The organism is Paenibacillus sp. FW101-FHT12H11, from assembly GCF_058790355.1.
On the sequence record NZ_JBYTCO010000001.1, the window covers coordinates 190633 to 203415 of the forward strand.

At 47.4% G+C, this 12783-nt stretch carries 17 protein-coding genes and 1 other annotated feature; all 17 genes read left to right on the plus strand.

The window, feature by feature from the left end; genetic code table 11:
* Positions 1-60 precede the first annotated feature (60 nt).
* The 17 genes from AC3WTJ_RS00970 (at position 61) to AC3WTJ_RS01050 (ending at position 12767) form a co-directional block, all read left to right on the plus strand.
* Positions 61-303 carry a DUF4321 domain-containing protein gene (locus AC3WTJ_RS00970; RefSeq protein ID WP_127455301.1) on the plus strand — a complete coding sequence of 81 codons (243 nt, stop codon included), beginning with the start codon at positions 61-63 and terminating at the stop codon, positions 301-303.
* 56 nt (positions 304-359) lie between these two features.
* Complete coding sequence (locus tag AC3WTJ_RS00975; RefSeq protein ID WP_492520946.1) at positions 360-962, plus strand: Maf family protein; 603 nt, start codon at positions 360-362, stop codon at positions 960-962.
* Positions 963-1059: 97 nt separating this feature from the next.
* Complete coding sequence (locus tag AC3WTJ_RS00980; RefSeq protein WP_127455302.1) at positions 1060-1512, plus strand: RrF2 family transcriptional regulator; 453 nt, start codon at positions 1060-1062, stop codon at positions 1510-1512.
* Between the two features lie 109 nt (positions 1513-1621).
* Complete coding sequence (gene radC / locus AC3WTJ_RS00985; protein WP_157319215.1) at positions 1622-2311, plus strand: RadC family protein; 690 nt, start codon at positions 1622-1624, stop codon at positions 2309-2311.
* Between the two features lie 35 nt (positions 2312-2346).
* Positions 2347-3381 carry a rod shape-determining protein gene (locus AC3WTJ_RS00990; RefSeq protein WP_127455304.1) on the plus strand — a complete coding sequence of 345 codons (1035 nt, stop codon included), beginning with the start codon at positions 2347-2349 and terminating at the stop codon, positions 3379-3381.
* Positions 3382-3414: 33 nt separating this feature from the next.
* Positions 3415-4278: a rod shape-determining protein MreC gene (gene mreC / locus AC3WTJ_RS00995; RefSeq protein WP_492520179.1), complete on the plus strand. Its 864-nt coding sequence runs from the start codon at positions 3415-3417 to the stop codon at positions 4276-4278.
* Between the two features lie 13 nt (positions 4279-4291).
* Positions 4292-4819 (plus strand): rod shape-determining protein MreD, encoded by a 528-nt coding sequence (gene mreD, locus AC3WTJ_RS01000; protein WP_127455305.1) that lies wholly within the window; start codon positions 4292-4294, stop codon positions 4817-4819.
* Positions 4820-4891: 72 nt separating this feature from the next.
* Entirely contained in the window at positions 4892-5551 is a 660-nt protein-coding gene (minC, locus tag AC3WTJ_RS01005; RefSeq protein WP_157319213.1) for a septum site-determining protein MinC, read from the plus strand.
* Positions 5552-5593: 42 nt separating this feature from the next.
* Positions 5594-6388 (plus strand): septum site-determining protein MinD, encoded by a 795-nt coding sequence (minD, locus tag AC3WTJ_RS01010; RefSeq protein WP_127455307.1) that lies wholly within the window; start codon positions 5594-5596, stop codon positions 6386-6388.
* 7 nt (positions 6389-6395) lie between these two features.
* Positions 6396-7544 carry an FtsW/RodA/SpoVE family cell cycle protein gene (locus tag AC3WTJ_RS01015; RefSeq protein WP_181646267.1) on the plus strand — a complete coding sequence of 383 codons (1149 nt, stop codon included), beginning with the start codon at positions 6396-6398 and terminating at the stop codon, positions 7542-7544.
* Between the two features lie 175 nt (positions 7545-7719).
* Positions 7720-8622 (plus strand): peptidoglycan DD-metalloendopeptidase family protein, encoded by a 903-nt coding sequence (locus AC3WTJ_RS01020; protein WP_492520180.1) that lies wholly within the window; start codon positions 7720-7722, stop codon positions 8620-8622.
* On the plus strand, positions 8615-9490 hold the full coding sequence (locus AC3WTJ_RS01025; RefSeq protein ID WP_492520181.1) for a M50 family metallopeptidase: 876 nt from the start codon (positions 8615-8617) through the stop codon (positions 9488-9490). The genes AC3WTJ_RS01020 and AC3WTJ_RS01025 overlap by 8 nt, the downstream gene beginning before the upstream one ends.
* A 23-nt stretch (positions 9491-9513) precedes the next feature.
* The gene (locus tag AC3WTJ_RS01030; protein ID WP_127455311.1) at positions 9514-10677 is read left to right on the plus strand and encodes an Rne/Rng family ribonuclease; all 1164 of its coding nucleotides are present in this window, start codon (positions 9514-9516) and stop codon (positions 10675-10677) included.
* Positions 10678-10730: 53 nt separating this feature from the next.
* Positions 10731-10818: a sequence feature (ribosomal protein L21 leader region), on the plus strand.
* Positions 10819-10830: 12 nt separating this feature from the next.
* Positions 10831-11142: a 50S ribosomal protein L21 gene (gene rplU / locus AC3WTJ_RS01035; protein ID WP_127455312.1), complete on the plus strand. Its 312-nt coding sequence runs from the start codon at positions 10831-10833 to the stop codon at positions 11140-11142.
* 11 nt (positions 11143-11153) lie between these two features.
* The gene (locus tag AC3WTJ_RS01040) at positions 11154-11507 is read left to right on the plus strand and encodes a ribosomal-processing cysteine protease Prp (protein WP_127455313.1); all 354 of its coding nucleotides are present in this window, start codon (positions 11154-11156) and stop codon (positions 11505-11507) included.
* A gap of 4 nt (positions 11508-11511) precedes the next feature.
* Entirely contained in the window at positions 11512-11823 is a 312-nt protein-coding gene (rpmA, locus tag AC3WTJ_RS01045; RefSeq protein ID WP_127455314.1) for a 50S ribosomal protein L27, read from the plus strand.
* A gap of 188 nt (positions 11824-12011) precedes the next feature.
* The gene (locus tag AC3WTJ_RS01050) at positions 12012-12767 is read left to right on the plus strand and encodes a Spo0B domain-containing protein (RefSeq protein WP_492520182.1); all 756 of its coding nucleotides are present in this window, start codon (positions 12012-12014) and stop codon (positions 12765-12767) included.
* Positions 12768-12783: the final 16 nt, after the last annotated feature.

The window sequence follows — 12783 nt, forward strand, 5'->3', positions numbered from 1 at the left end:
GGAAAAAATTAGAGTGTGCCCGTATAATAGGGCTTGTACATAGAAGAGAGGATGACAGCGATGAAAAAAGGCACTTTTACCTTAGTCATATTTTTAATCATCGGATTAATAACCGGGATTATCGTCGGCCAGCTGCTGACTCCTGTGCCTGCTCTATCTTTTTTAACCAAATCGGCCTCAATTACTTGGGATCCAAAGGCAGATCTGCAAGTTGTGAAATATGAGCTGCATCTTCTGGTGAGACTAAATTTGTGCAGTATTCTTGGATTAGTGGGTGCTTTCCTCCTGTATCGCAAGCTGTAATCGGCATTGAATCCTATACGGACATTATCATAAGCTAGGAGTTGTTTCTGTTGAATATTTCACCAAACCACGAGCAAAGATTAATTCTTGCTTCATCCTCGCCGCGGAGGCAGGAGCTGATTCAAGGACTTGGACTACCCTATATCATTCGGGTGAGCGACGCGGATGAGACCGTAGAAGGAAAAATAACGCCTTCAGAACTAGTAGAAGTTCTGTCGGTACGCAAGGCGTCAACGGTTCTCGAGATGCTGGAGACCAGTGAAAAGCACGGGATTATCGTTGGTTCTGATACGGTTGTTGTGCTTCATAATGAGGTTCTTGGCAAACCTGTGGATGAAGAGGATTCTTTCCGGATGTTGAAAGGTCTGCAAGGCACAACGCATCAGGTATACAGCGGAGTGGCTTGCATCGATGCAGCTACAGGCAAGCAGGCGGTCTCGCACAGCGTAACGAATGTGAAGATGAAAGCCATGTCAGACGAGCAGATTCGTCGATATATCGCGACAGGCGAGCCTAAGGACAAAGCCGGCTCGTATGCGATTCAAGGGATTGGCGCAACCATCGTTGAAGCCATTGAAGGGGACTATTTCACAGTTGTTGGCTTGCCGCTTTCCTTGCTTAGTGATTTGTTGTTAACCTTCGATATCCAAGTATTGTAATCTCTCCTTTCTAATCGTTCACACATTGACTGTGCAATCTGTAACGGTTACAATGACAGTAAGCGACATGACATCGCAACTTCAGGGAGGATTGGCCATGAACAGCGAATTTACAATAGCCGTCCACAGTCTCGTATTTCTTGCAAATTTGCCTGATCATATGGCAACCAGTGAAGAAATTGCTACGAATGTATCCACACATTCTGCTCGCATACGCAAAGTAATGGGCTTTCTGCGAAAAGCAGGTTACGTTTCAACCAAAGAAGGCATCGGGGGCGGATTCATTCTCTGCCGTAATCCGGATGATGTGACACTCGGTGAAATTTACCGATTAACGTGTCACGGTTCTTTGAAACCAAGCTGGTGTTCCGGCGATGAGAAGAATAACGATTGTATCATTTCATCCAAAATGGATAAATTGATGGGCAACGTTTTCGCAGACGCCGAAAAGCAGATGGAATTGTACTTCGATGGTTATACCATCGGCGGTATGCTGGAACGAATTAAAGCATACGGATGCCCGGAATTGAATAATGAGCAGTTATCCTAGAAGCCCTCGGATCTTATAATCCGGGGGTTTTGTGTCGTTTTAAGACCCTTATCGCGATGAATGGGATACCGATAAGTAACACAACCTACAGATGGAAAGAGGGGAATTGATGGAAGTCACAAGTTTAATGCTTCGTGAAGTACCGACAGAAGAAAGACCTAGAGAGCGAATGCTTCAATATGGAGCTGAGGCGTTAAGCCACGCCGAGCTGTTGGCGATTATTCTTCGAACAGGAACGGTTTCGGAGTCAGCGGTTCGTCTGGCAAGCCGCATCTTAAGCGAGTCCGGAGGATTGCGCAGCCTTGTGGACATGAGCAAGGATCAGCTTACGCAAATCAAAGGCATTGGTGATGCCAAAGCGCTGCAAATTCTAGCCGGTATCGAGCTCGGTCGACGAATTGCCAAAAGCACTTTCGCAGAGCGGATTACGATTCGATCACCGAAGGATATCGCGAATTTAATGAGCGAAGAGCTTCGATATTTGCAGAAGGAGCATTTCGTTTGCTTGTTTTTGAATACGAAAAATCATGTGCTTGCGCAAGAAACACTCTCCATGGGCAGCTTGAACGCGTCCATCGTCCATCCCCGCGAAGTTTTCCGTGCAGCCATAAAAAGAAGCAGTGCTTCTATTGTTTGTGTACATAATCATCCTAGCGGGGACCCCACACCAAGCCCGGAAGATATACAGCTAACCCACCGTTTGGTGGAAGCGGGAACTATTATTGGTATTGAAGTGTTGGATCATGTTATCATAGGTGATCAGAGATTCATAAGTTTGAAGGAAGAAGGCTTTATGTAATATAATAGGTTGGCAATAGGAAAGGAGTAACTGCCATGTTTGGAGGCTTTACGAAAGATCTGGGAATTGATTTAGGTACAGCGAATACACTGGTTTATGTAAAAGGCAGAGGAATAATCGTTAGAGAACCATCGGTGGTTGCTCTACGTACGGATACGAAAACAATCGAGGCTGTTGGGGACGCAGCCAAAAAAATGATCGGCCGCACGCCAGGCAACATTCGTGCGATTCGCCCAATGAAAGATGGCGTTATTGCTGATTTTGAAACAACGTCAACCATGATTCGCTACTTTTTGAGACAGGCTCAAAAACAGCGCTGGTTATTCCAACGTCACCCTAATGTGATGGTTTGTGTGCCTTCTGGCATCACGGCCGTAGAGAAACGTGCGGTGGAAGACGCAACGAAACAAGCCGGAGCGCGCGAAGCCTATACGATTGAAGAGCCGTTTGCGGCAGCGATCGGCGCAGATCTTCCCGTGTGGGAACCAACGGGTAGCATGGTTGTTGATATCGGAGGGGGAACCACGGAAGTAGCGGTCATCTCACTTGGGGGCATTGTTACGAGCCGTTCCATCCGAATTGCCGGGGATGAAATGGACGAGGCCATCATTCAATACATTAAACGTACATACAATCTGATGATTGGGGAACGCACATCGGAGACACTCAAGATGGAGATCGGTTCTGCGCTGCCAATGGAACAGCCGGAAACACTGGAAATCCGTGGACGTGACCTTGTTTCCGGTCTGCCGAAGACAATGAGCGTAACCTCTGATGAGATCACAGAGTCATTGACGGATACGGTAAATGCGATTGTTGAAGCTGTGAAAGTTACGTTAGAGAAGTGTCCGCCCGAACTGTCAGCGGATATTATGGACCGCGGGATTGTGTTAACCGGCGGTGGCGGTTTGCTGCGCAACTTGGATCGCTTACTTGCCAGAGAAACCGGCATGCCCGTTCTGGTTGCAGAGAATCCGCTCGATTGCGTAGCGATTGGGACAGGCCGCGCCTTGGAAAATATTCATTTATTTAAAAATAAATCAGGTTCAGGTTCGCGCTATAAGCGTTAATATTCGTCAAGAATTCGTTAGAAGGTGCTCATTTTGTTCAAATTCATGGGAAACAAGAGGCTGATTTTCCTGATGTTCGGTTTAGTCTGCTTCTTTATATTGATGGGATTAACGCTGGGAAACCGGGGACCGATGACATGGCCGGAGAAATTCCTCAAAGACTCGGTATCGTGGACGCAAGGACTCTTCTACAAGCCCGCTGCGCAGGTAGCGGGTTTCTTTGAAGACATTCGGCAGCTTAGAGTCATCTATGAAGAAAATAAGGCGCTGAAGCTGACCTTGACGCAGTATGCGCGAGACACCCAACGTCTGAACGATCTGGAATCGCAAAATAAACGGCTGATGGAAGCCCTGGGCTTTACAGAACGACAGCGTCAAGCCAACGCATACACGTATCGGATTGCCGAGGTTGTTACGGTGGATAATGATCCGTACAACAGTACAGTGACGATTAATTTAGGCGACAAGGACGGCATCAAAGAGAATATGGCGGTTATGACGGTCGACGGATTAGTTGGCAGAGTGAGTAAAGTGTTCGGCTTTCATTCCAATGTGCAGCTGTTGAAAGAAATCACGGATTCCGACAACAACTCCAAAGCGATAGCGGTTACTGTGAAAGGCAATGCGAGCCAGCCGTTCGGCATGATTGAGTCTTATGACAGCAACACAGGGGAACTCGTGATGAATAAGGTGGAACATGCGGACGACATGAAAGTCGGGGATACGATTATTACATCAGGCTTGGGGCAAGTATTCCCTAAGGGAATTGAAGTAGGGACGATCTCTTCCATAGGTCCAGGGGAATTCGGAATCACCTACAAAGTTATGGTGAAGCCCAAAGCTTCGTTTAACCGTATTCGCGAAGTGTTCGTCGTCGAAGTTCCGGAAGTGAAATGAGGTGAGCCGTTACGTGACTCGACATTTGCTGTGGCTCATTCTATTAGGCTTGTTTATCCTGCAAGGCTCCATTGTGGTTTGGCTGATCCCATCTGCGTGGCAAAGCAGCGTTCATGTTACCCCCCATTTTACACTGGTCTTTATCTTGTTCATCGGACTTTTCCATCATCGACATTCTGCACTGATTTATGGGCTTTTGTTCGGTCTGCTGCACGATTTTAACTATTATGGGGCGATGCTCGGCGTGTATTCCTTCGGGATGGGACTCACCGGGTATTTGGCGGGACTGGCGCAGCGCAGGCAGCCTAACCTCATCTTTTATAATCTGCTCATTATAGGCGTCGGTCTGCTGTTGTTTGAGTTCATCGATTTTGGCATTAACCATTTGTTTAAGCTTATTGATATTGAACTGAAATTTGCTCTCACCCATTACATGCTCCCAAGCGTGCTGTTTAATTTGCTTTTCGCCTTGATTTGCTACGTACCGATTCGCAAGCTGCTCGAAGGAAAGCGGATCGTACCTGCGAATACCGAAGATTAATTTTCCAGGCGGTTAGCAGGAGAATCCACGACAAGAGCCGAAATGTATAGGTTGGGAGGTCGTCATTCAATTATGTCTGTAGCTAAGCACCATGTGATGATAAAAGGGGTCAAGGATGGCCTTGTTTTTTTACTAAACGATGCATGTGAGTGGCAAGATTTGCTGAAAGAGCTGCAGCATAAGCTGGAGAAAACCCATCAGCAAATACTGACCGGACCGATTATTCATGTGCACGTTAAATTAGGCAGCAGGGAAGCAACCGAGGAGCAGAAAGAAGAAATCAGATCTGTCATTAAGCAAAAGGGCAATCTGCTAATTCAATCGATCGAAAGCGAACCTCGGAAGGAAGTAGTCGTAGAACCTGCTGCAAGAATGTCAACGCTAAGAGGCATGATTCGTTCGGGACAAACCCTCCATCATGAGGGGGATTTACTTTATTTAGGCGATGTTAATCCAGGCGGAACAATTACCTCTACCGGGAACATTTACATTATGGGCTCGCTTCGCGGAATGGCGCATGCCGGGATTGACGGCGATGATAAGGCGATTATTGCCGCTTCTCATATGCGTCCGACCCAATTGCGGATCGCTGGAATTATTAGTCGTTCTCCGGATGAATGGGGCATTGAAGAGGCTTTTATGGAGTTTGCTTATGTGAAAGATGGTAAAATGGAAATCGATAAGCTTCATCAGCTTCATCGGATTTCTCCTGATTCGAATTTGAAATTATAGACTTATATACGTTATAGAAAATAGCGCGTGGGGTGAGAACATATGGGAGAGGCAATCGTTGTTACTTCGGGAAAAGGCGGCGTTGGCAAAACAACGACTTCAGCAAATCTTGGAACAGCATTGGCGCTTTTAGGGAAAAAAGTATGCATGGTGGACACCGATATTGGCCTGCGCAATTTGGATGTCGTCATGGGACTCGAGAACCGAATCATTTATGACCTTGTGGATGTCGCGGAAGGACGCTGCCGTTTACCACAAGCCTTAATCAAAGATAAGCGCTTCGAAGAACTGTATCTGCTGCCTGCCGCTCAGACGAAGGACAAGCATGCGGTATCGCCGGAGCAAGTCAAAGATATTATTCTTGATCTAAAAAAAGACTTTGAATTCGTCATCATAGACTGCCCCGCAGGCATTGAGCAAGGCTTCAAAAATGCGGTAGCGGGCGCTGACAAAGCGATCGTTGTAACGACTCCGGAGAACGCTGCTGTACGGGATGCCGATCGCATTATCGGACTGCTGGAGAATGAGAAAATTTCTTCGCCGAAGCTCATCATTAACCGGATTCGCCCAATGATGATGAAAAAAGGCGAGATGCTGGATATTGACGAAATCTGCTCAGTGCTAGCCATCGATCTGCTCGGCATTGTGCCAGATGACGAACATGTCATTAAGGCGGCCAATGCAGGTGAGCCGACCGTGATGAACCCATCGTCCCGCGCTGCGATTGCTTATCGAAACGTGGCTCGCCGGATCTTGGGCGACACGGTGCCTCTCATGCAGCTCGAAGACAAGACTGGCTGGGTCAAACGTATGAAAAAGTTTATCGGAATAGGATGATCTTGCTGTGCTCGCAAAACTGAAAAACATCGACATTCCTATTGTTGTTATTTTGTTCGCCTTCATGGTTATCAGCACAATGACGGTCTACAGTGCGTCCGTGGATCATCCGTCGATTGTCATCTCGATATCCAAAATTCTTATTCTCTATGCCGTTGGATTACTTGCCTTTCTAGCCTGCAGCCTTTTTGATTATCGTGTACTCATACGGATTGCTCCAGTCTTGTACGGTATCGGTATCGTATCTTTGGTGGCCGTTTATTTTTTCGGTAAAAAAATTCACGGAGCGCGCGGCTGGTTTGAACTTCCGGGAGGCCTGACCTTCCAACCGGCGGAACTTGTGAAGCTGATTTTGATCATTTGTGTGACAGCGCTACTGGCCAAACGCGGCGGCGAGCTGCTGCAAATCAAAAACGATCTGATCCCTGTATGCGCGGCTGTTCTGCTTCCGTTTATTCTCGTCTTGATTCAGCCGGACTTGGGGAATGCGATCATCTTCGTTATTATCCTGCTCGGTATGCTTTGGATCGGGAACATCAAATACACGCACGTTTTATTGAGCGTCGTTATCTTTGCAGGGCTGGGTTTCCTGCTGCTCACCCTTTATAAGACGTTTCATACAAGTTTGTTTGAAACACTCAAAGCGTACGGCTTCAGCCACTGGATGGACCGTATCGACACCTACCTATACCCGCAAGATGTAACGGAAGATGATAGTTATCAAGTGAAAAATGCGATTCGAGCAATCGGTTCAGGCGGTCTTGAAGGGGAAGGCTATCTCAAGGGTACTTCTGTCCACAGTAACTTCATTCCTTTTGCATATTCGGATTCCATCTTTGTCGTGGTGGGGGAAGAATTCGGCTTTAGAGGTTCTGCCGTTCTGCTGCTCATCTATTTCTTGCTTATCTACCGCATGATTCTGATCTCCATTCAAAGCACTCAGCTTAGCGGAGCCTATATCGTGGTTGGCGTTGTCTCTATGTTCGTCTTTCAAATTTTTGAAAATGTGGGCATGATGATCGGCATTATGCCATTAACGGGGATCACCTTGCCATTCGTTAGTTATGGGGGAACCTCGCTTTTGATCAACATGCTGTCGCTTGGCCTGGTGATGAGTGTTAAGCTCCATCAGGATCGTGAACCGGAATTGTTTTAAAAAGGATAAGTCCCTGGCGTTCAGCCAGGGGCTTTTTTCTGTCCGATCGTAGGCGTTTCCCTGCGGATTATCACATAATCTTGTCCTTCTTCTCATAGGCTGTACTATGCGAGAATTGTGAATACAGCGATATGAAGATTGTTTTCCGTGAGGAAAACGTTTGGGAGGGGCTTCCATGGAAGTCAAAGATAAAGTGAAACAAAGGCGATTGGAACGGCTTCGCCATTTGCGCGAATCATCGGAGCATGCGAACGTCAAGGGAAGTCCGGAGAGAGCAACCAGAGTGATGGAACATGCGCCTGTGCCGCCGCCACGGCAGCAGCAGGTGGAGCTTCCGCTTTATGTGGATGCGGACTGGAAAAGGCGTATGGAAGATCCCGAATATGCTTGGCAGCAAAAAATATTGATGGACAAGACGCTAAGCGGCGGCGGACCACCGGAAGATGGAGAGAGAGGGCTGTTTGCGCCTCCTTCACCACGCAAAATAGCGGTCAAGCTGTTAGTTAGCTGTGTGCTATTTGCCTCTCTGTACGGCATGTTTCAGTTGAATCAGCCATGGGCGGATAAAGGTAAGCAGTTCGTTGCGGCTTCGTTAACACAGTCTTATGATTTCAACGCCTTATCGACTTGGTATACGAATCAATTCGGTGGCTCGCCGTCCTTTATTCCGAGCTTTAATCGCGTAGGGGACGAAGCCGTAAAGGTAAGTACCTCTAAGCGGACCCTGTATGCCCCTGTAAAAGGGAGTATCATTAAGCCGTTCGATGGGACCAACCAACTTGGCGTCACGCTAAATACGGCGGAGTATGCGCCTGTCTATGCGCTGGACACGGGACAAGTCGTTTTCTCCGGGGTTTCGGCTGAAACGGGTACAACGGTTATCATCCGCCATCCAGGAGGAATGCAGTCCCTGTATGGGGGGTTAAGCGAGGTTAGCGTTGAAACAGGAGATTGGATGAAGGTAGGAGAACTCGTCGGCAAAGCCTCTAAGAAAGATCCGGCCAAAGGCACACTTTATGTTGCGTTTACGAGAGATGGCCGCCCTGTGAACCCAACGGATGTGATCTCCTTTGATTAAATTGGCCGGAACAACCTATCGGTTTCACCCTTTATTTACACTTGTTCTAATAGGCTCTGCTTTGACGGGCTATTTTCTAGAAGCGATTACCTTATTCGGTATCGTTCTCGTTCATGAACTCGGTCATCTAGCTGCTGCTAACGGCTTCGGCTGGCGGGTGCGGGAGGTTCAATTGCTCCCTTTCGGCGGCGTGCTTGTTGTTGATGAGCTAGGAAGTGTACCGACCTGGGAGGAACTCGTGGTTGCTTTAGCGGGGCCGCTGCAGCACGTATGGCTGATTATTCTGGCGCTTCTTATGAAGTGGCTGGAGGTTGGGACCGCGAGTTGGTGGGATTACTTTATTGAAGCTAACATCATGATCTGTCTGTTCAACCTGCTTCCGGTCATGCCGCTGGATGGCGGAAAAGTGATGCAGTCCTTACTTGGGTATTTATTGTCGTACCATAACACGATTTTATATTCGGTTTGGATATCGATGTTCTTAAGTCTTGGCATCATTGTGATGGCCATTCTACAGCTGATTAGCGGTCAGCTGCCGCTGAATATATTAGTGATCGGCATTTTTCTGCTAGTGTCAAATTGGTATGCGTACCGGCAGCTGCCGTATCACTTTTTTCGCTTTCTGATTGGCCGCGGGAGCCGGGTAAGCCTGCTGCTGAGTCGCGGTACTCTGGCGCAGCCGATTGTCATAACGAAACATCGGACAATGGCCGATACGTTGAAGCTTTTTATGCGGGAAAAATACCATTTAATTTACATTGTCAACGAGGCCGGACGCATTCAAGCTATATTGCCTGAACAGCAGTTGGTGAGCGGTTATTTGGATGGAAAAAAACCGGGGAGTGCAGTTTCCGATCTTTTCATGTAAAATAACTGGTGAGGTGAACGTGTATGAAGCAACTTATAATTCACTGCGCACCGGAGCTTACACAAGCGGCATTGCTGGAAGAAGGTCGCCTTGTTGAGTATGATTCGCAGTATCCGCTTGATTCCCAACGAGCAGGCAGCATCTACATGGGTCGCATCGTCAACGTACTTCCCGGCATGCAGGCGGCATTTGTCGATATTGGACTTGCGAAAAATGCCTTTCTTTATATAGACGATCTCCTCCCTGTCCATTTGGACAAGCAACCTAAGATTAAACCCTCAATAACGGAGCTTGCTGAAGTTGGGCAATTGCTTATGGTACAAGTATCCAAAGACCCGCAAGGCACGAAAGGCGCAAGAGTAACGACGCATGTTTCAATTCCTGGCCGCTGGATTGTGTATATGCCAGGTGCCGACTACATCGCAATTTCCCGTAAAATTGACCTGGAAGTTGAAAGACAGCGCCTCAAGCAGCTGGCCGAAGGCAATTTGCTCCCTGGCGAAGGGGTTATCCTTCGGACGGGTTCTCTTGGCCAAAGCGAAGAAGCGATCCGCGACGATTTGCAAAATTTGCGTGAATTGTGGCAGATGATTCAGTCCAAAGCACAAGGCGCAGAGGCTCCTGCGCAGCTTTATCAAGATCTGGATCTCTTGCCGCGCCTAGCCCGTGACGTGATCACTTCGGAAGTGAACGAAGTTTGGCTTAATGATTCCAAAGTGTTCGAAGAGATGAGACAGCTGCTTCGCAAGCAGCACCCGAGTTGGCGGGGGCGAATCGCTTTCTACGACCGGAAGACTCCGCTGTTCGATCATTTTGGCGTAACGGAAGAGTTGAATGTAAGCTTTAGAAGGAAGATATGGCTGCCGAGCGGCGGCTACTTGATTATTGATCAGACCGAAGCGCTGACGGTTATTGATGTGAACACAGGCAGATATACCGGATCGATTAATTTGGAGCAAACAGTCACGGATATTAATCGTGAAGCGGCAAGTGAGATTCCAAGGCTTCTGCGCCTGCGGAATATTAGAGGCATTATTATCGTTGATTTTATTGATATGATTTCGGAAGTCAACCGCGCGGCGGTTATGGAGAACATTACGCAGGCTGTGCGCAAGGATCGTTCCAAAACGATCATCGTTGGCTGGACGAAGCTAGGCTTGCTGGAAATGACGCGAAAACGCAAATAAAACATTGCATATCAAAATGTTTCTGTGATATAATACTCGGAGTGTGTTGTTTAGGCATGCTGTAACCGCACGAAACGGGTTGAAGCACGGTTGGATATTCATCCGGACCGTCACCTGGACAAGGCGAGTCTGAGACATGAGGAGGTCATGAAAATGTACGCAATTATTGAAACAGGTGGTAAACAGTACAAAGTTCAAGAGGGCGATGTTCTTTACATCGAGAAATTGAACGCAGCTGAAGGTGAAGTTGTTTCTTTTGATCGTGTGCTTATGGTATCCAAAGAGAGCGGCGTAGTTGTAGGTGCTCCATTGGTATCCGGTGCTGCAGTTTCCGCGAAAGTGGAGAAACACGGCAAAGGCGCGAAAGTTATCGTGTATAAGTACAAACCGAAAAAGAACTACCACAAAAAGCAAGGTCATCGTCAACCATACACAAGAGTTGTAGTTGAGAAAATCCAAGCGTAAGAGGCGAGCTTATGATCTACGTGACCATAAAGCGTCTAGTACCGGATTCACCTCAAATTGTATCTTTTGTAGTGGAAGGCCATGCTGAATTTGACGTACCAGGCAAAGACTTAGTCTGTGCTGCAGTATCGGCGGTAACGTTCGGTACATATAATTCGATTGAATCCTTAACGGGAGTCATTCCTATTCACGAGATGGAACGCGGCTTTATGGATATTACGATACCAGACAGCGCACGGACTGTACCGGAGAAATGGAGCCAGATTCAAGTGATTCTGGAATCGATGGTCGTCATGCTAGAAACCATTGCAGACAATTACGGTGACTATATAACGATTAAAACAATCTATAACAAAGGAGGATAACATCATGTTGAAATTGGATCTCCAGTTTTTCGCTTCCAAGAAGGGTGTAGGTTCCACAAAGAACGGACGTGACTCCCACTCTAAGCGCCTTGGCGCTAAACGTGCAGACGGTCAAACCGTAACTGCAGGAAGCATTCTCTATCGCCAACGCGGTACGAAAATTCACCCAGGAACGAACGTGGGCATTGGTTCGGATGATACGCTTTTCGCTTTAGTACCAGGCGTAGTGAAATTCGAGCGTCTTGGCCGCGATCGCAAAAAAGTGAGTGTATACCCAGTTGATGTAGCTCCTGTGGCTGCAGCTCTAGAAGCGTAATGAGAATCCCTGGCGAGCGATAAGCCCGTCAGGGATTTTTTCCTCATATGAAGATAACCTCTAATCGCGGTCAGTCATTATGGATGGCCAAGGGCAGAGGTTTTCTCATTTGTTTGGTGACGTTTGCAAGATGGCCATGCTATACTGGATAAACGGTTACAAAGCAGGGAGAACGGAGCGGACGAGGAATGAAACGAGTGAGCAGCGCACAGGCTTATTTATTGGCACTTGTGCTCATTGGGTTAACGGGAATGTTATTTCTAGAACCCTGGATTGTCAGGGTGGCAATACTCCTAATCATCGTCATCAGTGGTTACACGGCTTTTAAATTGCAGACAAGCAGCGTTCAAGAGAAACAGCACCAAGAACTTCAGGAGCAGGAAGAGCTTGCTCAGAGGAATTTGATACAGGTCATCAACCGATTGCGCCATGATTGGATGAACGATACCCAGATTTTATTTGGTTATATTCAGTTGAAGAAGTTTGATAATTTACAGCCTTATATGGAAAAAATAAAAATGACTATGCAGCAGGAAAGCAATCTATCCAAGCTGGGTATCCCCTCTTTAATTGCTTACTTGCTGTTGTTCCGAGTGCAGTCAAAGTCCTTAGAGCTCGAAGTCGCCTTAGACGAAGAGATAAATTTGGGACAGCTTCCTTTGCGAAGCGGGCTAATTGAGAGATTAGTCAGGCAAACGGCTGAATGCGTGCAGGCGCATGCGGCAACAAGTGACGGTGAGAGCGGCAAACTAAGCTTGGAATTCGAGCTTCAAGAAGATGGCTTACTGCTTGATTTCGTATATCAAGGTCCTTATCGCAGGGACCAGCTGGAAAGCGCAGTGAAGGAAATGTTACGCTCCCATGCCCATTCATCTTCACTTGAGAATAGCGATTGGCAAGAGGAAGAAGCGGTTATCACGGTACGACTGCCGTTTCTTACATAATAGAGGGATCTTGGAC